The sequence below is a fragment of the Methylobacterium aerolatum genome, from assembly GCF_022179085.1.
Classification (GTDB): domain Bacteria; phylum Pseudomonadota; class Alphaproteobacteria; order Rhizobiales; family Beijerinckiaceae; genus Methylobacterium; species Methylobacterium aerolatum.
In genome coordinates this window covers 38723-58012 of record NZ_BPQE01000023.1, presented here as the reverse complement: position 1 = coordinate 58012, position 19290 = coordinate 38723, and the positions used below count along the sequence as shown (strand labels likewise).

The following is a 19290-nucleotide window of genomic DNA, read 5'->3' as shown; positions in this document are numbered from 1 at the left end:
GCACGACGCGATACAAACGGGGGCGTTCGCAAGTTCCATCGGGAGCCGGCGAACTGATGAAGTCGGGATCGGGGTTGCGTTCAGGTGCATACCGACAGCACATCGCGGGACGGCGGGGGCGGGTCCGGCCTGGAGCGCGCCTTGGCCGCCTGGGACCGCGAGCCGACGCTGGCCGCCGCCCTGCGCGATGCGGCCGCGCCGCATCTCGTCCTCGATGCCGCCGACGGCCGTGTCCGCCGGGCCTCGCCCGCCGCCGGGCGGCTGGCCGAGGCCCTGGCGCTGCTCGACGGCCGATCCATCACCCGCCAGCTCACCGTCGCGTTCCCGGCCGACGGCCCGCCGCGCCTCGTGCGCCTGCGCCTCGATCCCCGCCGGATCGTCCCGCCCTCCCTGTTCCTCGTGGCCCGGGGGCAGGACGACGACGGGCATGCGATCTTCCTCGCCATCCCCTCGGGCCCGACCGCGCTGCCGCGCCTGCCCGCCGTGGCGCCGACGGCGACCGTGCCCCACGGGGAGCCGGCCGAAGCGCCGCCCGCCCCGCCCCCGGCGGAGGATGACGGCATCCCGCCGGGCCATCGCTTCCTGTGGCGGAGCGACGAGCAGGACACGCTCACCTCGGTGAGTGGTCCCCTCGCCGCCCTCGTCGGACGCGCCGTGTCGGATTTTGGCGGACCGGTGGCGGACGCCCTCGCGGCCCGCCGGACCTTCCGCAAGGTCCCGGCGCGGATCCTGCTGTCGCCCCGGTCGATCGAGGCCGACCTGTCCGGCGCTCCCGCCGGGCGGGATGGCGCGGTCTTCCGGGGCTTCGAAGGTTTCGGGGTGGTGCGGGCCACCGGTCCTGAACGCGGCGCCCCCGTCTCGGAGCCGGAGCCGGAGCCCCGGGCCGAGGTCGAGCCGGACCGCTCCGAATCGACGGCGGTATCCTCGGAGATCGAGGCGACCCCGGCTCCGGCCGATGCCCTCGCCGGACACGATGCCCCGCTGGACGCGGTGCTTCGGGAGATCGTCGAAGGCGACCCGGCGCCCGTCGAACCGGACGTCCAGGACGCCGACGGAGAGGAGGCCGACCGCGGAGACGCGAACTACGAGGATCCGGACTTCGAGGAGGGCGAGCGGACGGAGGCGCCCACCGCCGACGCCTCCCTGTCCTCGGCCGAGCACGACGCCTTCCGCGAGATCGCCAGGGCGCTCGGGGCGCGCTACGCGGGCGACGAGGAGACGAAGCCGTTCGAATACGAGGCCGACCGGAACGCCGGCTCGGTGACGCCCTTCCCCGTGGCGCGGGCGGAGGCCCAGGACATCGCCCCGCCCCCCGAGACGGACACGAGCGGCCTCCTCGACGGGTTGCCCATCGCCGCCCTGGTCCACCGGGGCGAGGCGATCATCGCCGTGAACCGCCCCTTCCTCGACCTGACCGGCTACGCCGACGCCGACGCCCTGCGGCTCGCGGGGATGGACGCGGTGTTCCCGGGCGGCGCGCCGAACTTCCGAAGCGGCCTCACCCACGAAACCGCGATCACCCTCGCGGAGGGCGGATCCTGCCCGGTCGAGGTCACGCGAGGCATCTGCGCCTGGGAGGGCGGCCCGGCGGCCATTTTGATCCTGCGCCGCTTGGAGGAGGACGATCCCCGCCGCGCCCTCGCGGCCGAGCGCCTCGCCCGGGAGGTTCAGGCCGGCCGCGCGCTGGGCGCCGAGGCCGCCCTGGACGCGCTCCAGGCCGGCGTCGTCACCGTGGACCGGGATGGGCGGGTCGTCACCCTGAACCGCGCGGCGGCCTCTCTGTTCGGGGCGAACGCCACGGAAGTCGTCGGCGCGGGGCTCGCCTCCCTGTTCGACAACGGCAGTGCCATCGCCCTGGCGAGCGCCCTCGCCGGCGAGGGTGATGTGCCCGGCGTGGTGCTGGCCCAGGGCCGCGCGATGATGCTGGCCCTCGCCCCACCCCGGGCCGACGGCCATCGGGTGGCGGTGCTGCACCGCCTGCCGGACTCGATCGCGAACCCGCCGACCGCCGAACCCGCGCCGCGGCGCGCGCCCTCGCCCCTGCGCCTCGACCGCGAACTGCGGGAGCCGATCGACGCCATCCTCGCCCTCACGCACACGATGCTGGAGGAGCGCTTCGGCACGCTCGGCGACCAGCGCTACCGCGCCTGCCTCGCGGATATCCGCGAGGCGGGGGTGCGCATTCTTGAGCGCGTGTCCGAACTGAGCGATCTCGCCGCCGTCGAGGCCGGCCAGATCGACCTCCACCCCCGTCCGCTGGCCCTGAACGAGGTGGTGGCCAACTGCGTGGCGGTGCTGCAGGGCGAGGCGGCCCGCAGCCGGATCGTCCTGCGCACGAGCTTCTCGGCCAACCTCGCCGAACTGGAGGTGGACGAACCCTCCGTCCGCCGGGCGGCCTCCCTGGTGATCGAGCAAGCGATCCGCCGCTCGGTGGCGGGCGGGCAGGTCATCGTCTCGACGGGGGCGGGCGAGGCGGCCGAGGTGGCGCTGCGCGTCCGTGACGGCGGGCCTGCGCAGGAGGTCGCGCAGGCCGGGGCGGCGGAGGAGGACCTGCGCCTCGCCCTGCCCCGCGCCCTGGTCCAGGCCAATGGCGGGCAGCTGCGCCTGCGCGGCCGGGGCGAGGACGGCACCCTCGTGGAAATCGTGCTCCCGGTCCGCCGAAGCGCCCAGAACTAGCGCCGGAGCCGATCGGCGCGAGCCATTCCCGCCGATGGCTCCCGGGTCGTCACTGCGAGCGAACGCGACGCAATCGAGGGATGCGCACCCTTTGCAGGCGTCCCGCTGCCCTGGTTCGCTTCGATTTTTTTCGCACCGTTGACGCTCGCTGAGCCACCCCGATCGGCCACGTTGCGAAACCGGTTCATCATCGACGCAAGCCATCGCGCCACGCCGCGTCCGCGCGCGGCGCGCGGCGCCGGAACCCGCATCCGGAGTGCCCCCGTCCGGCGGTCCCCCCTCCCGTCGTTCACTCTCGAAAAAATGTAATGGGTGAGCCGGGATTAAAACCGGAAACCCCGCTTGACAGGGTGAGACCCTCCCGTCCATCAGGGTTGTATTGCGCTCAACTTAATTTCAGCGCGAAAGGTTTATGGGTGGAGCGGAAATTCCGGGGTTAACGGACACGCTCACGATCCGCTACACCACTTTGGAAGTCCTGGCTGCGCGGTCATCGCCGCGATACGATCGGGCACCAAAACAGGGATGGAATACGATGGAAGGCAGGATCGTCGAAGTCCAGGATACGTGGCGCGAGGGTGCGCTCGTCGATGATGCCAAGTACCGCGAGATGTACAAGGCGTCGGTGAGCGATCCGGAAGCCTTCTGGGGCGAGCACGGCAAGCGCATCGACTGGATGACGCCCTATACGCGGGTGAAGAATACCAGTTTCGAGCCCGGCCAGATCTCGATCAAGTGGTTCGAGGACGGCAAGACCAACGTCGCCTACAACTGCGTCGATCGTCACCTGGGGACCCGCGGCGAGCAGACCGCGATCATCTGGGAGGGCGACAGCCCGGACGAGTCCAAACACATCACCTACCGCGAGTTGCACGCGCAGGTGTGCCGCTGGGCCAACGTCCTGCGCAACCGCGGCGTGGGCAAGGGCGACCGTGTCACCCTCTATCTGCCGATGGTGCCGGAGGCCGCCTACGCGATGCTCGCCTGCGCCCGGCTGGGCGCGATCCACGCCATCGTGTTCGGCGGCTTCTCGCCGGATTCGCTGGCGCAGCGCATCCAGGGCTGCGGCTCCAAGGTGGTGATCACCGCCGACGAGGGTCTGCGCGGCGGCCGCAAGGTGCCGCTGAAGGCCAACGTCGATGAGGCGATCAAGCGCCTCGGCTCGCCCATCGTCGAACACGTCGTGGTGGTGCGGCGCACCGGCGGCGCCGTGGCGATGGAGCCCGGCCGCGACGTCTACTACGACGAGGCCGCCGAGCAGGTGACCGACGAGTGCCCCGCCGAGCCGGTGGAGGCCGAGCACCCGCTGTTCATCCTCTACACCTCGGGCTCGACGGGCCAGCCGAAGGGCGTGGTGCACACCACCGGCGGCTACCTCGTCTACGCCTCCATGACCCACCAGTACGTCTTCGATTACCGCGAGGGCGACATCTACTGGTGCACCGCCGACGTGGGCTGGGTCACGGGCCACAGCTACATCGTCTACGGACCGCTCGCGAACGGCGCGACGACGCTGATGTTCGAGGGCATCCCGACCTATCCGTCGAACTCCCGCTTCTGGGACGTGGTGGACAAGCACAAGGTCAACATCTTCTACACCGCGCCGACGGCGATCCGCTCGCTGATGGGCGGCGGCGAGGGTCCGGTGAAGAAGACCTCGCGGGCGAGCTTGCGGGTGCTGGGTTCGGTCGGCGAGCCGATCAACCCGGAAGCCTGGGACTGGTATTACAAGGTGGTGGGCGACAGCCGCTGCGCCATCGTCGACACGTGGTGGCAGACGGAGACGGGCGGCATCCTGATCACGCCGCTCCCCGGCGCCACCGCCCTCAAGCCCGGCTCCGCGACGCGGCCGTTCTTCGGCGTCAAGCCGGAGATGGTCGATGCCGAGGGCAAGGTTCTCGACGGCGCCTGCGAGGGCAACCTCTGCATCGCCGATTCCTGGCCGGGCCAGATGCGCACGGTCTACGGCGACCACGAGCGATTCGAGCAGACGTACTTCTCGACCTATCCGGGCAAGTACTTCACTGGCGACGGCGCGAGGCGGGACACCGACGGCTATTACTGGATCACCGGCCGCGTCGATGACGTCATCAACGTCTCCGGCCACCGGATGGGCACGGCGGAGGTGGAATCCTCCCTGGTGGCGCACCCGAAGGTCTCCGAGGCGGCGGTGGTGGGCTACCCGCACAACGTGAAGGGCCAGGGCATCTACGCCTACGTCACCCTCAACGAGGGTGAGAACGGCGACGACGGGCTCCGCAAGGAGCTGGTCGCCTGGGTGCGCAAGGACATCGGCCCGATCGCCTCGCCGGACCTGATCCAGTTCGCCCCCGGCCTGCCGAAGACCCGCTCCGGCAAGATCATGCGCCGCATCCTGCGCAAGATCGCGGAGGACGATTTCGGCTCGCTCGGCGACACCTCGACGCTCGCCGATCCGGCCGTGGTCGACGATCTGATCGACAACCGCCAGAACCGCGCCTGACCCGAGCCCGCACGGGATGGGGCGGGCGCCACGGCGACCGCCCCCACGACAGTGAAGCCGCAGCACAAAAGCCAAGCGCGGTCATCGTTCGAAAGGCACGGTGCCTTTCCGGGAGGATACACAATGAGTGGGTCTACGGCCGGACGTGTCGGGGGGCGCGTCACGCCCATAGGAGCGGCATCCGCCGGGGGCGTCGATCCGCAAATCGAGCGAATCGCCCGCAGCCCCGAATTCCAGCAGCTCGTCTCCGAGCGGACGCGGTTTTCGTGGATCCTCACCGGCCTGATGCTGGTGGTCTATTTCGGCTTCATCGGCCTCATCGCCTTCGACAAGTCGGTGATGGCGATCAAGGTCGGAGGAGCCACCGCCTCGCTCGGCCTGTTCCTCGGCGTGTTTGTGATCCTCTTCGCCTTCCTGCTGACGGGCATCTACGTGGCCCGCGCCAACACCCGGTTCGACGCCCTGAGCGACGACCTCAAGCGGAGGGTCGGCCGGTGATCCGTCACGCGTCCCTCCTCCTCGGGCTGACCCTCGCCGCCATCGCGGCGACGGCCGCCTACGCCGCCGGGCCCGACCTCGGCGCCGTGCAGCAATCGAGCACGAACTGGCCTGCCATCGGCATGTTCCTGTTCTTCGTGCTGGCCACGCTTGGCATCACCTACAAGGCGGCCAAGGGCACCAAGTCGGCCGCGGACTTCTACGCGGCGGGCGGCGGCATCTCGGCCGGCACCAACGCGCTCGCCATCGCGGGCGATTACATGTCGGCGGCCTCGTTCCTTGGCATCTCGGGCCTCGTCTACACCTCCGGCTTCGACGGGCTGATCTACTCGACGGGCTTCCTCGTCGGCTGGCCGATCGTGCTGTTTCTCATCGCGGAGCGGCTGCGCAACCTCGGCAAGTTCACCTTCGCCGACGTGGCGAGCTTCCGCCTCGACCAGACGGCGATCCGCATCATCTCCGCGACCGGCACCCTCGTGGTGGTGGCCTTCTACCTCATTGCCCAGATGGTCGGTGCGGGGAAGCTGATCCAGCTCCTGTTCGGCTTGCCCTACCTCTACGCGGTGATCATCGTTGGCGTGCTGATGATCGTCTACGTCGCCTTCGGCGGCATGAAGGCCACCACCTGGGTGCAGGTGATCAAGGCCTGCCTGCTGCTCGGGGGTGCGACCTTCATGGCCGGGGCCGTGCTGTACTTCTACGGCTTCAACCCCGAGATCCTGTTCAAGAAGGCCGTCGAGGTCCACCCGAAGGGCGAGGCGATCATGGCGCCCGGCGGCCTCGTGTCGAACCCGATCGAGGCGATCTCGCTCGGCGTCGGCCTGATGTTCGGCACCGCCGGCCTGCCGCATATCCTAATGCGGTTCTTCACGGTGTCGGACGCGCAGGCCGCCCGCAAATCCGTGTTCTATGCCACCGGCCTGATCGGCTACTTCTACATCCTCACCTTCATCATCGGCTTCGGCGGCATCGCCCTGCTGATGTCGGACCCGAGCTACTTCAAGCTCGGCGCGGCGGGCACCTTCGACAAGCTGAAGGACATGGTCGGCGGCACCAACATGGTGGCCGTGAACCTCGCCAACGCCGTGGGCGGGCCGTACTTCCTCGGGTTCATCTCGGCGGTGGCCTTCGCGACCATCCTCGCGGTGGTGGCGGGTCTGACGCTGGCCGGTGCCTCCGCCGTCAGCCACGATCTCTACGCCCAGGTCTTCGCCCGCGGGCGGACCTCCGAGGCAGCCGAGGTGCGGCTGTCGAAGATCGCGGCGGTGGTGATCGGCATCGTCGCCATCGTGCTCGGCTACATCTTCGAGAACCAGAACGTCGCCTTCATGGTCGGCCTCGCCTTCTCGGTGGCGGCGAGCTGCAATTTCCCGGTGCTGGCGATGTCCATCCTCTGGCGGGGCACGACCACCTGGGGCGCGCTGGCCGGCGGCCTCGTCGGCCTCGTCGCGGCGGTGACGATGGTTGTGCTGTCGAAGGCCGTGTGGGTGACGACCTTCGGCCATCCGGCGGCGCTGTTCCCCTACGACAACCCGGCGTTGTTCTCGATGCCGCTGGCCTTCGCGACGATCTTCGTCGTGTCGCTGATGGACCGGTCCCGCCGGGCGCAGCGCGAGCGGGCGGCCTTCGAGGCGCAGTACGTACGCTCGGAGACCGGGATCGGGGCGGCGGGCGCCCACGCCCACTGACCCGACGGATAAGTCCTTGCGACGAAAGGGGGCGCGGCGCAGGCCGCGCCCTCTTTTGCTTGTGTGTTTCCGGCGTAACGCTTTGGGCCACTTGTGTTGATAGGGAGCCTTCACGATTGCTTTACCGGTTGGGCTCGCCGCGCCCTTGATGTAACGCATACGTGACCTGCGTTTGGCGCAGGTTGGCGCCGGCGCAGCAATCGATCGGTCGAACCGACATCGCCCGGCCGCCTCAGCATCTGGGGAGGACACATTATGGCAGTGGCAACCGCGGTACCGCGGGCCGGAGTTCCAGCGCGGCCGATGACCGCTGGCGAGAAGAAGGTGATCCTGGCCTCTTCGCTCGGCACCGTCTTCGAGTGGTACGATTTCTTCCTCTACGGCTCCCTCGCGACCGTCATCGGCGCACAGTTCTTTTCGGCCTACCCTGAAGCCACGCGCAACATCTTCGCGCTCCTCGCCTTCGCGGCCGGCTTCATCGTGCGCCCCTTCGGCGCCCTGGTGTTCGGCCGCCTCGGCGACCTCGTCGGCCGCAAGCACACCTTCCTCGTCACCATCCTGATCATGGGCCTCTCGACCTTCGCGGTCGGCCTGCTGCCCTCCTATTCGACCATGAATGCCTACGGTGTCGGCTGGATCGCGCCCGTGACCCTGCTCGTCCTGCGCATGCTCCAGGGCTTGGCCCTCGGCGGCGAGTACGGCGGCGCGGCGGTCTACGTGGCCGAGCACGCGCCCACCGGGCGGCGCGGCTTCTACACCTCGTTCATCCAGGCGACGGCCACGCTCGGCCTGCTGCTCTCGCTGATCATCATCCTGTCGACGCAGGGCTACGTGAACAACGCCTACCCGGCGACCACGATCACCAACGCCGACGGCAGCACGAGCACGCTCACCGCCTTCCAGGTCTGGGGCTGGCGTATCCCGTTCCTCGTCTCGGTGGCGCTGCTGGCGATCTCGGTCTGGATCCGCCTGCAGATGAGCGAGAGCCCGGCCTTCAAGAAGATGAAGGAGGAGGGCACGCACTCCAAGGCGCCGCTCTCCGAGGCGTTCGGCCAGTGGAAGAACGCCAAGTGGGCGCTGCTGGCGCTGCTCGGCCTCACCGCCGGTCAGGCGGTGGTTTGGTACACCGGCCAGTTCTACGCCCTGTTCTTCCTCCAGAGCATCCTGAAGGTTGATCAGTTCACGGCCAACGTGATGGTCGCGTGGTCGCTCATCGCGGTGACGGGCGGGTTCCTGGTGTTCGGCGCGCTCTCGGACAAGATCGGCCGTAAGCCGATCATCCTGGGCGGCTGCCTGCTCGCCGCGCTCACCTACTTCCCGCTGTTCAACATGCTGACGGCCAGCGCCAACCCGGCCCTGCACGCGGCCCAGTCGACCGTGCCGGTGGTGGTGAAGACCAACACCGACGACTGCTCGTTCCAGTTCAATCCCGTCGGCACGGCCAAGTTCACCAAGGAGTGCGACGTCGCCAAGGCGCTGCTTGCACGCTCTGCCGTGAACTACACCACCGAGTATCAGCCGGCCGGCACGCCGACGGTGGTCACCGTGAAGGGGAAGGACTTCCCCGTCGCGGATCCGACCTTCTCCAAGTCCATCACGGCCGCCCTGACCGAGGCCGGCTACCCCTCGGCGACGGCGAACCCGACGGTGATCAAGGCGGCGCACCCGCTCGACATCTTCACGGGCCAGAAGCTCGCGGTGATCGGGATCCTGTTCATCCTCGCGGTCTACGTGACGATGGTCTACGGCCCGATCGCCGCCGCCCTGGTGGAGCTGTTCCCGACCCGGATCCGCTACACGTCCATGTCGCTGCCCTACCACATCGGCAACGGCTGGTTCGGCGGCCTGCTGCCCGCCACCGCCTTCGCGATGGTGGCCCAGACCGGCGACATCTACTACGGCCTCTGGTACCCGATCGTGATCGCGCTCTTCACCTTCGTGGTGGGCCTGATCTTCATCCCCGAGACCAAGGACCGGGACCTGATGGCCTGATCCGGCGCCCCGGCGCAGCGATGCGCCGGGATTCGACCATCATGACCCTCGCCCCACCCGTGGGCGGGGGTTTTTTCCTGTTCGCTACCGCATCCCACGCACATCGCCGTCAGTGCGAGTGTCGCGAAGCAATCCAAGGCAGCGGGACGCCCCGGGGCGTGGCGCCCTCCCTGAATTGCTTCGCCTTGCTCGCAAGGACGATGAGGGCTTCAGGCGCGTGTCAGTGCCGGAAGTGACGATGACCGGTGAACACCATCGCCAGCCCGGCCTCGTCGGCCGCCGCGATCACGTCGCTGTCGCGCATGGAGCCACCGGGCTGGATCACCGCCGTGGCCCCCGCCTCGGCCGCCGCGAGCAGCCCGTCGGCGAAGGGGAAGAAGGCATCGGAGGCCACCACCGCGCCCTTGGCGAGGCTGTCCGCGAGGCCGAGACGATCGGCGCCCTCCCGGGCCTTCCAGGCGGCGATGCGGGACGAATCGACCCGCGACATCTGCCCGGCGCCGACGCCCACCGTCGCCCCGCCCCTGGCGTAGACGATGGCGTTCGACTTGACGTGCTTGGCCACCCGGTAGGCGAAGCGCAGGTCCGAGGCTTCCGCCTCGGTGGGCGCGCGCTTCGTCACCACCTGGAACGGCATGTCGTCGACCACCACCGCGTCCCGGCCCTGCACCAGCAGGCCGCCGGAGAGGGTGCGCACCGTCTCGCCCGCCGCGCGGGGATCGGGCAGGCCGCCTGCCAGGAGCAGGCGCAGGTTCTTCTTGGCCGCGAGGATGGCGATGGCCTCCTCGGTGGCGTCCGGCGCGATGATGACCTCGGTGAAGATCTCCACGATCTTCCGGGCCGCCTCGCCGTCCAGCGCCCGGTTCAGGGCGACGATGCCGCCGAAGGCCGAGACGGGATCGCAGGCCAGCGCCCGCTCGTAGGCAACCAGCAGGCTCGCGCCCTCGGCCACGCCGCAGGGGTTGGCGTGCTTGATGATCGCCACCGCCGCCGTGCGGGCGGGATCGAACTCGGCGACGCACTCGTAGGCGGCGTCCGTGTCGTTGAAATTGTTGAAGGACAACTCCTTGCCCTGAAGCTGCCGTGCCGTGGCGACCCCGGCGCGGGGGACGCCAGGCGTGCGGTAGAAGGCGGCGGATTGGTGCGGATTCTCGCCGTAGCGCAGCCCCTGGGCGAGGCTGCCGCCGAAGGCTCGGTAGGGCTGCGGCCCCTCCACGCCGAACCGGGCGGCCATCCAGTTCGAGATGGCGGCATCGTAGGCGGCGGTGCGGGTGTAGGCCTTCTGCGCCAGCCTGCGGCGGAGATCGAGGCCGAGCATCCCGTTGCCCGACTCCAGCACGTCGAGGATCGTGGCGTAGTCGGCGACGTCCGTCACCACGGCGACGTCAGCGTGATTCTTGGCCGCCGCCCGGATCATGGCCGGACCGCCGATGTCGATGTTCTCGATGCAATCCTCCTCCGGCCGGTCGGCGGCGATGGTGGCCTCGAAGGGGTAGAGGTTGACGACGAGGAGATCGATGGCGCCGATCCCGTGGGCGGCCAGCGCCGCCTGATGCTCCGGGTTGTCGCGGATCGCGAGCAGGCCCCCGTGGACGGCGGGGTGCAGGGTCTTCACGCGCCCGTCCATCATCTCCGGGAAGCCCGTGAGATCGGAGACCTCCGTCACCGGAAGCCCGGCCTCCGTCAGGGTCCGATGGGTTCCGCCCGTGGACACAAGGGCGATGCCCCGGCCGTGCAGCGCCCTGGCGAAATCGACGAGACCGGTCTTGTCGGACACGGAGAGGAGCGCGCGGGACACCCGCGCCTGATCATGGGACATGGGAAGGGCCGGACCTGGTTCTATCGCGGTGCGGTAGCATGGACCCTCGCACGCGGCCAGCCGGGAGCCCGCGGGGCCGCCCCGGCATCCACGGCGGGGCGCGGCGGCTCAGCGGATGGCCGATCCGAGGCGGGCGAAGGTCCAGCGGACCTCGGCGCGGTCCGTGACCGCGAGGGTGAGGACGATCTGGTCCGTCCGCCGCGGCCCGCTGAGCCCGGCGAAGTAGACGCTCTCCTCGATGCGGATGTCGGCGCCCTCGGCGTCGAACAGCCAGACCTCGCCGAGCGCCGAGGCCAGCTCGATCCCGCCGGGGACGGAGCGGACCGCGATGGCCGGGTGGATGTGGAATCGCACCGCCACCGGCAGGGCCCGCCCGCGGCCCGTGATCCGCGGCCCCGGCTTGCCCGCCTGACGGAGGAAGGCATCGGACCCTTCGAGGCGTCCCTCCGCCGGAAGGAGATGCCAGCGCCGCTCGTGGACGAGGCCGAATTCGCGCTGGTAGCCGTCGTGCCGGGCCGCGAGGACGACCCCGCCCCGATCCTCAACACGCTCGGCGGCCACGTCTTCCGGCCCGCGCAGCACGACGGGACCGAGGCGGCGGTTGATCCACGCGCTCATCCGCCGTTCCCACCAGAAGCCGGATTTCTCCACGAACCGGCAGGAGGAGGTGCGCGCGACCGTCGCGGTGGAATGGGCGGCGGTGGACCGCGCGAGCATCCGTAGGTCCGTGCCGCTGGCGGGCAGGCCGCAATTGACCACGATGCGCTGGGGGCCGCTCGACATCTCGAAGGAGAGGCATCCGGCCGTGGCGTTGAGGGAATAGGGCAGCGGCGGGCTGGCCCCCACATCCGCCGTCACCACCATCCGGCCGCCCTCCAGACGCTCGTAGCCGGTGTTCGGCGCGTGCATCATCGGCCGGCCGAAGGTGTCGTCGTACACGAGCAGCGTCGCGAGGTGGTCCGCGTCCGTGGCGCCCATGCCGTTGAAATGGCTGAGCGAGGCATCCGGGTGGCGCAGGAGGCGGAGCAGCGGCAGCATCCGGTCCACGGCCTGAAGCAGGGAGGCCGGCGGCTCCACGGAGCGGCTCAGGAAAGCCTGACGCAGGGGGAGCAGATCGAGGAGAAGCTCCATCCCGAAGCGCGGGTTGCGCGAGCGATGGCCGCCATCCGGCAGCACCTGCCGGTCGAGTTCCCGCGCCAGGACCCGCGTCGCCCGCCGCAGGATCGGCTGGATGCCGTCGCAGCACAGCCCGGCGTAGCAGAGCGCCACCGCCGCCACGAGTCGCGACGGCGGGCTGACGCCCCGGCGCAGGTCCCGCTCCAGTTGCTGGGCGTTGCGGCCGATGGCCCGCAGGAAGCTGTCGTAGAACCCGTGATCGGCACCCTCCAGCACCAGCGGCGACTGGCACAGGAACGAGATCAGCCGCCGCGCCGCCACGGGGGTCTGCCGGGCGAGGACCGGATCGCCCCGGCCGGCGATGAAATCGCTGACGAAGCTGCGGGCGTTGGCCCGGGCCAGGGCCGTGTCGGCGGCGCGCAGGTGGCGCAGCCAGCCGAAACCGTAGAGCTCTTCAGCCCATTCGCGGGAGGGCGGCGCGTATTCGAAGGGCGAGCCGCCCCCGGCCGCCAGGGACCGACCGGCGAAGACGAAGAGCCCCGCGTAGATGTCGTCGGCGAAGGTGGCGTCGGAGGTCCGCAGGTCCTGCGGAGCGATGACCAGGGCGCTGACCCGCACGCGGGCGAGGATCGGCGGGGGCGCGCTGAAACGCGCCAGGGTGGCGCGGATCGTGCGCGCGCCCTCCCGCCCGACCAGACGATAGAGGCGCCAGCGGTCAGGCCCCCAAGCCACGCGTACTCCCAGTCACGCTGAAGCCGGAGATCTCACGCTGAGGAAGGGCCGGCACCCTCCGTCAAAGTAGGGCGCGCCTCTTAACCATTGGTTTACGCTGTGTCTCGCGAAATCCGATCCGCCGGGCCGGCAGACGGGCCGATCAACCCCGGTCCGGGCCGAGGGCGGAGGCGAAGGCCTTCACGTTGGCGCGGATCATGTCGAGGTAGGTCGGCGCCGGGCCGCCCGCCGCCGACAGGGCGTCCGAATAGACCTTCCCGCCGACCCGCGCCCCGCTCTCCCGGGCGATCCGCTCCATCTGCCGGGGATCGGTCACGGTCTCCAGGAACACCGCCGGCACCCGCTCCTTGCGGATCTGGGTGATGATCGCCGCGATGTCCCGGGGGCTCGCCTCGCTGTCCGTCGAGATGCTCTGGGGGGCCAGGATCGTCATGCCGTAGGCAGCGGCGAAATAGCCGAAGGCGTCGTGCGTCGTGATGATCCGGCGGTTGTCCGGCGGGATCCGGCCGAGGGCGGCCCGCACCTCGCGGTCCAGGGCATCGAGCCTGTCGGCATAGGCGGCGGCGGCGGCGGCGTAATCCGCCGCGTGGGACGGATCGACCCTGGCGAGGCCGTCGCGGATGTTGGCGACGTAGAGCTTCACGTTCGCGACGTTCTGCCAAGCGTGGGGATCGGTGTCGTGGTCGTGACCGTGCCCCTGGTGCCCCGCGGGCTCCACGCCCTCGATCGTCTTCACCCCCGCGCTGGCCGTCACCACCGGCGCCCGGGTGCCGGAGGCGCGGATGAGACGGTCGATCCAGCCTTCGAGGCCGAGTCCGTTGACGACCACGAGATTCGCCCGCGCCAGGATCCTGGCGTTGCCGGGGGCGGGACTGAAACTGTGGACATCGGATTCCGGCCCGACCAGGGTCGTGACCTCGACGTGGTCGCCGCCCACCTGCCGCACGAGGTCGCCGAGAATGGAGAAGCTCGCCACCACGCGGACCTTCTCGGCCTCCTCCGCCGCCGCGGCCGAAGGGGACGAAACCCAAACCAAGGCGGCGAGGACGAGGGCGATCCTGAGCAAAGCGGGCACGCGCCCCTCCGGTTCTGCGCCCCGAGCCGGGCGACGCTGAGAGCGGCCGGGGCCGACCCCGTCCGTCCGCCGGAACTAATGGTATACTGTTACATCCGCAAGGGATGGCTTGATCCGCGGCGGCGGGGGCGGCACACCGCCACCCGATCCGGCGCCCTCGCGGCGCCCCGCATGACGGCGACTGGACGTTTCATGGCACGCCTGCCCGGCGATACGGCCCCCCTGATCGCCCGGCTCTGGCGAGAGTGGCTCTCCCCGCACCGGGGAACGCTGGCCATCGTGCTGGTGCTGGTGGCGCTGGTGGGCGCCTCCACGGGTCTCTATCCCGCCCTGATCAAGGCCGCCTTCGACGCCTTCGATCGCAAGGACGCCACGGCCATCGCCTACGGCCCCCTCGTCGTGGTGCTGGTCACGTCGCTGCGCGGCTTCGCCCTGTTCGGGCAGACGGTGCTGACCAACCGGGTCGTGACCCGGGTCGAGGCCGACATGCAGATCGCCCTGTACGGCCACATGATCGATTCCGACCTCGCCCAGATCGGGCGGGAAAGTCCGGCCGCCCTGACCCAGCGCTTCACCACGGATTTCTCCTTCATCAAGGAAGCGCTCACGCGCATCTCGACGGTCCTGCTCCGCGACGTCGCCATGCTGATCGGCCTCGTGGGCGCGCTGATCTGGATGGATCCGGTCCTGACCCTCGTCTCGGCCGTCACGGTGCCCTTCGTGGCGGGACCGATCGGCCGGATCGGCAAGAAGCTGCGCCGGGTCTCCACCACCACCCAGGAGCAGATGGGCGCCACGGCGAGCCTCATCTCCGAGAGCCTCCAGGGCGCGCGGATCGCCAAGACCTTCGCCCTCGAAGGGTACCTGAAGGTCCGCACCGCCGCCGCCCTCGACGAGGTCCGGCGGCTCAAGATGAAGTCCGCCAACGCCCGCGGGCGGCTCGATCCGCTGCTCGAGATCGGCGGCGGGCTGGCGGTGGCCGTCGTGCTGGTCCTCGTCGGCCACCGGGTGCTCAACGGCGACCGGACGGTCGGCGACTTCACGGGCTACGTCGCGGCCCTGCTGCTCGCCGCCCAGCCTGCGCGGGCGCTCGGCAACCTCAACGCCATCCTGCAGGAGGCAGCCGCGGCCCTGCGACGGTACTTCGACATGATGGACGAGGCGCCCACCATCCGTGAGGTGCCCGGCGCCGTCCCCCTGCGGATCGAACGCGGCGAGATCCGGTTCGAGGCCCTGCGCTTCCGCTACCGCGCCGATACCCCGGCGCTGGAGGGCATCGACCTCACCGTCCCGGCCGGGAGCGTCACCGCCCTCGTCGGGCGGTCGGGCTCGGGCAAGTCGTCCCTGCTGAACCTCGTCCCCCGCCTCTACGACGTGGATGCGGGCCGCGTGACCATCGACGGGCAGGACGTCCGCGCGGTCACCCTCGCTTCGCTGCGCGCCGCGGTGGCCGTGGTCTCGCAGGAGGTGGTGCTGTTCGACGACACGGTGGCCGCCAACATCGCCTTCGGCCGCCCCGGGGCGAGCCGGGAGGCGATCGAGGCGGCGGCTCGGTCGGCGGCGGCCCACGACTTCGTCTCCGCCCTGCCCGAGGGCTACGACTTCCGCGTCGGGCCCGGCGGAGGGCGCCTCTCGGGGGGCGAGCGTCAGCGGGTCGCCCTCGCCCGGGCCTTCCTGAAGGACGCGCCGATCCTCCTCCTCGACGAGGCGACCTCAGCCCTCGACAGCGAATCCGAGCGTCTGGTGCAGGACGCCCTCGGGAAGCTCATGCGCGGCCGCACCGTCCTCGTCATCGCGCACCGCCTCTCCACGGTGCGCGACGCGGATCTGATCGCCGTGATGGAGGGCGGACACGTCATCGAGACCGGCCGGCACGAGGCGCTGATGGCGGCGGGGGGGGCCTATGCCCGCCTGCGGCGCCTGCAGATCACCGATGATACGGCGCCCGCGCTTGACAGTGGCGTCGCGGCGCGGAGCGCGCCATAAGACGTGCGCTGCCGGCTTCGTTCGATCCCGCGTGGAAAGCGGAGCCGGCCTTTGCGCGGACTTCACGCGGGAGGGCGCCGAGCCCCCTCCCCGCTTCGATCCGGCGAAGACAGCACAGCCGAGAGGACCTGACCGTGAGCGACCTGACGTTCGAGACCGAAAGCCACGCCTCGCCCCGTTCCGTCGAGGAGCGGACGGCGCTCATGGCGAATCCCGGTTTCGGCAAGGTATTCACCGATCACATGGTGATTGCCCGCTACAGCGCGGGCCGCGGCTGGCACGATGCCAAGGTCACCGCCCGCGCGCCCCTGCCGCTGGATCCGGCGGCGGCCGTGCTGCACTACGCCCAGGAGATCTTCGAGGGTCTGAAGGCCTACCGGACCGCCGACGGCGGCGCCGCCCTGTTCCGGCCGGAGGCCAACGCCCGCCGCTTCCGCCTCTCGGCGGAGCGGATGGCCATGGCGCCCTTCCCGGAGGAGGCCTTCATCGAGGCGCAGCGCCGCCTCGTGGAGATCGACCGTGCCTGGATCCCGGACACGCCCGGCGGCAGCCTGTATCTGCGGCCATTCATGATCGCCACCGAAGTGTTCCTCGGCGTGAAGCCGGCCTCGGAATACCTGTTCGTCACCATCGCCTCGGCGGTGGGCTCCTACTTCAAGGACCCGACCGGCACCGTGACCGTGTGGCTCTCCGAGCACTTCACCCGAGCGGCGCCCGGCGGCACCGGCGCGGCCAAGTGCGGCGGCAACTATGCGGCGAGCCTCGCGGCCCAGGCGGAGGCCGCGCGCCACCAGTGCGAGCAGGTGGTGTTCCTCGATGCGGCGGAACGCCGGTACATCGAGGAGCTCGGCGGCATGAACGTGTTCTTCGTGTTCGGGGACGGCACCCTGGTGACGCCGCCCCTATCAGACAGCATCCTGCCGGGAATCACCCGTGATTCCATCATCACGCTGGCGCGGGAGGACGGCCTCACCGTGCGCGAGGTTCCCTACACCATCGACGCGTGGCGCGAGGACGTGCGCACCGGCCGCCTGACCGAGGCCTTCGCCTGCGGCACGGCGGCGGTGATCACGCCGATCGGCCGCGTGCGCGGGCGTGAGGACGACTTCACCATCGGCAACGCCGTCGCCGGACCGGTGGCGCAGCGCCTGCGCACCCGCCTCGTCGACATCCAGCGCGGCCTCGCCGAGGATCGCCACGGCTGGTTCCAGCGGGTGTTCTGACCGGCGCGGGCCCGCTCGGCGGGACTTCAGCGGAGACAGTGAGGACGCCGGGCCAGCGATGGCCCGGCGTTTTTCGTTTCGAGGCGCGCGTCCGGCTGTTCGCCGCCTCTTCCAACGCCCTACAAGCAAAGCGACTTCCACCGCCCTCGCGTGCGGCGATGCGGACAACGGCTTTCGCTGAATATACTTTTGATTGAGCGATCATTATATAATTAATTAATGGTTGTAATTTCCAAAATTCCGAAAATACACTTCCCAAATTCCGGCCGGATCGATACTTTCCCATACCCGACGGCGCCAATGTTGCCGCCGAGCCTGGGCAGAGCCCGGAAGGGATCACTCTTCATGATGTTGCCGCGGTCGGCGCTCCCGTCGATGAAAGTCATGTTCGCCACGCCGTGCTACATCTCGGCGGTCTCGATGAATTACGTCACGAGCCTCTATTCGCTGGCCTATGCCTGCGCCCACGAAGGCATGGTGACGATGCTGCAGATGCGCAGCGAAAGCCTGATCACCCGCGCCCGCAACCGGATGCTCAAGGTTTTCCTCCAGGAGGAATCCTTCACGCACCTGTTCTGGATCGATTCCGACATCGCCTTCACGCCCGATCAGGTTTTCCGCCTGCTGCTCGCGGATCGGGACGTGGCGTCCGGCGTCTATCCGCTGAAGCTCGATTACTGGCCCGCCGAGGGCCTGCCCGCCGGGATGACTCGGGCGGAGTTCGAGCGGCGCTACACGCAATACGCCTTCAATCCCATCGGCCAGGGCACCGAGCCCTTGCAGCGATACATCGACGGCGACGGCTTCATCGAGGTCGCAGAGGCAACGACGGGTTTCATGGTGATCAAGCGCGAGGTGATCCTACGCATGATGGATCACTATCCGAACCTGAACTACACGCCGGACGGCCGAGAGAAGGACCCCTACGCACACCTCTATTGGCTGTTCTTCGATTGTATGATCGATCCGGATTCCGGCCGATACCTCTCGGAGGACTACGCCTTCTGCCGCCGCTGGCGCGACATGGGCGGCAAGGTCTACGCAGACCTGACCTCCCGGCTGAACCACCTCGGACAGCAGACCTATTCCGGTAATTTCGGCGAAAGCCTCGCCCTCCAGGGGCATATCTGACGGACCGCCCGAAAAGCCTCCGCAGTCGTCGCCGCTCGCGCCGGCGGAGCGGGGCCGGAATCCTCAGATTCGCCTTGTTCCGGCGGCAGACGGCAGGCTCGTATCGGTACGAAGGCCCCGTCCGTGATCCGCTTCGAGAACGTCACGAAGATCTACAAGACGGACGGACATCGCCGTTCGATCCTGGAGCAGGCCTCCTTCACCCTGAAGCCCGGCATCTCCTACGGTATCCTGGGCATCAATGGCGCCGGCAAGTCGACGACGATGCGCCTCATCGCCGGCACCGAGGAGCCGACCCGCGGGCGGGTGAAGCGCGGCCTGCGCGTCTCCTGGCCCCTGGGCTTCGGCGGCGGCTTCCACCCGCAGATGACCGGGCGGGACAACGTGAAATTCATCGCCCGGATCTACGGCGAGGACCCGAAGCGGGTGCTCGACTTCGTGGAGGATTTCTCCGAGCTCGGCAGCTACCTCGACGTGCCGATCCGGACCTATTCCTCGGGCATGGGCGCCCGCCTCGCCTTCGGCATGAGCATGGCGATCCCCTTCGATTGCTACCTGATCGACGAGGTGACCTCCGTGGGTGACGGGCGCTTCGCCCGCCGGTGCGAGGAGGTGTTCTCCCAGCGGCGCAAGCACGCCGACGTGATCATGATCTCGCACTCGATGGAGGTCATCCGGGGCTGGTGCACGCAAGGGATCGTGCTCCTGAACGGCCGGGCCATCGTCTACGAAGATGTGAACGACGCCATCGAGGTGTACCACCGCCTGAACGCGTGAAGCGCCCCTCGGCCGACATGCTTTTGCCGTCAGGCGGTGGCAGAGGCATCGGGAATGGGCAGGCGCGGCCGGTGCGGGCCGCCCGGCGGCGCGCG

12 protein-coding genes are annotated in these 19290 nt (G+C 69.6%); 9 read left to right on the top strand and 3 right to left on the bottom strand.

The window, feature by feature from the left end; genetic code table 11:
- The first annotated feature begins 84 nt into the window (after positions 1 to 84).
- The 5 genes from MFF06_RS15630 (at position 85) to MFF06_RS15610 (ending at position 9336) form a co-directional block, all read left to right on the top strand.
- Positions 85 to 2676: a sensor histidine kinase gene (locus MFF06_RS15630; RefSeq protein ID WP_238205557.1), complete on the top strand. Its 2592-nt coding sequence runs from the start codon at positions 85 to 87 to the stop codon at positions 2674 to 2676.
- Between the two features lie 535 nt (positions 2677 to 3211).
- Positions 3212 to 5158, top strand: a complete 1947-nt coding sequence (gene acs / locus MFF06_RS15625) for an acetate--CoA ligase (RefSeq protein ID WP_238205555.1) — start codon at positions 3212 to 3214, stop codon at positions 5156 to 5158.
- A 123-nt stretch (positions 5159 to 5281) separates the two neighbouring features.
- Positions 5282 to 5656 (top strand): DUF485 domain-containing protein, encoded by a 375-nt coding sequence (locus MFF06_RS15620; protein WP_238205553.1) that lies wholly within the window; start codon positions 5282 to 5284, stop codon positions 5654 to 5656.
- Positions 5653 to 7344, top strand: coding sequence for a cation acetate symporter (locus MFF06_RS15615; RefSeq protein WP_238205551.1), 1692 nt, complete (start codon positions 5653 to 5655; stop codon positions 7342 to 7344). The genes MFF06_RS15620 and MFF06_RS15615 overlap by 4 nt, the downstream gene beginning before the upstream one ends.
- A 255-nt stretch (positions 7345 to 7599) precedes the next feature.
- Positions 7600 to 9336 carry an MFS transporter gene (locus MFF06_RS15610; RefSeq protein WP_238205549.1) on the top strand — a complete coding sequence of 579 codons (1737 nt, stop codon included), beginning with the start codon at positions 7600 to 7602 and terminating at the stop codon, positions 9334 to 9336.
- Positions 9337 to 9556: 220 nt separating this feature from the next.
- Here MFF06_RS15610 and purH read toward each other — a convergent pair whose 3' ends face one another.
- The 3 genes from purH to MFF06_RS15595 form a co-directional block, all read right to left on the bottom strand.
- On the bottom strand, positions 9557 to 11155 hold the full coding sequence (gene purH / locus MFF06_RS15605) for a bifunctional phosphoribosylaminoimidazolecarboxamide formyltransferase/IMP cyclohydrolase (protein WP_238205548.1): 1599 nt from the start codon (positions 11153 to 11155) through the stop codon (positions 9557 to 9559).
- A 108-nt stretch (positions 11156 to 11263) separates the two neighbouring features.
- A complete protein-coding gene (locus tag MFF06_RS15600; RefSeq protein WP_238205547.1) occupies positions 11264 to 13003 on the bottom strand; it encodes a heparinase II/III family protein in 1740 nt (579 codons plus the stop codon).
- 142 nt (positions 13004 to 13145) lie between these two features.
- Positions 13146 to 14039, bottom strand: coding sequence for a metal ABC transporter solute-binding protein, Zn/Mn family (locus tag MFF06_RS15595; protein ID WP_370876517.1), 894 nt, complete (start codon positions 14037 to 14039; stop codon positions 13146 to 13148).
- Positions 14040 to 14270: 231 nt separating this feature from the next.
- On the opposite strand from MFF06_RS15595, the gene MFF06_RS15590 reads away from it, so the two are divergent.
- From MFF06_RS15590 to MFF06_RS15575, 4 genes are all read left to right on the top strand, one after another.
- Positions 14271 to 16064 (top strand): ABC transporter ATP-binding protein, encoded by a 1794-nt coding sequence (locus MFF06_RS15590; protein WP_238205545.1) that lies wholly within the window; start codon positions 14271 to 14273, stop codon positions 16062 to 16064.
- Between the two features lie 134 nt (positions 16065 to 16198).
- Positions 16199 to 17287: a branched-chain amino acid aminotransferase gene (locus MFF06_RS15585; RefSeq protein WP_283207280.1), complete on the top strand. Its 1089-nt coding sequence runs from the start codon at positions 16199 to 16201 to the stop codon at positions 17285 to 17287.
- Positions 17288 to 17671: 384 nt separating this feature from the next.
- Positions 17672 to 18418, top strand: a complete 747-nt coding sequence (locus MFF06_RS15580; RefSeq protein WP_238205544.1) for a hypothetical protein — start codon at positions 17672 to 17674, stop codon at positions 18416 to 18418.
- A gap of 123 nt (positions 18419 to 18541) precedes the next feature.
- Complete coding sequence (locus tag MFF06_RS15575) at positions 18542 to 19195, top strand: ABC transporter ATP-binding protein (protein ID WP_238205543.1); 654 nt, start codon at positions 18542 to 18544, stop codon at positions 19193 to 19195.
- The last annotated feature ends 95 nt before the right edge of the window (positions 19196 to 19290 follow it).

What these genes read in the sequence shown, in the direction of transcription:
- acs (WP_238205555.1), top strand. Translation starts at nt 3,212, where the DNA reads ATGGAAGGCAGGATCGTCGAAGTCCAGGATACGTGGCGCGAGGGTGCG.
- MFF06_RS15620 (WP_238205553.1), top strand. Translation starts at nt 5,282, where the DNA reads ATGAGTGGGTCTACGGCCGGACGTGTCGGGGGGCGCGTCACGCCCATA.
- MFF06_RS15610 (WP_238205549.1), top strand. Translation starts at nt 7,600, where the DNA reads ATGGCAGTGGCAACCGCGGTACCGCGGGCCGGAGTTCCAGCGCGGCCG.
- purH (WP_238205548.1), bottom strand. Translation starts at nt 11,155, where the DNA reads ATGTCCCATGATCAGGCGCGGGTGTCCCGCGCGCTCCTCTCCGTGTCC.
- MFF06_RS15590 (WP_238205545.1), top strand. Translation starts at nt 14,271, where the DNA reads ATGGCACGCCTGCCCGGCGATACGGCCCCCCTGATCGCCCGGCTCTGG.
- MFF06_RS15580 (WP_238205544.1), top strand. Translation starts at nt 17,672, where the DNA reads ATGTTCGCCACGCCGTGCTACATCTCGGCGGTCTCGATGAATTACGTC.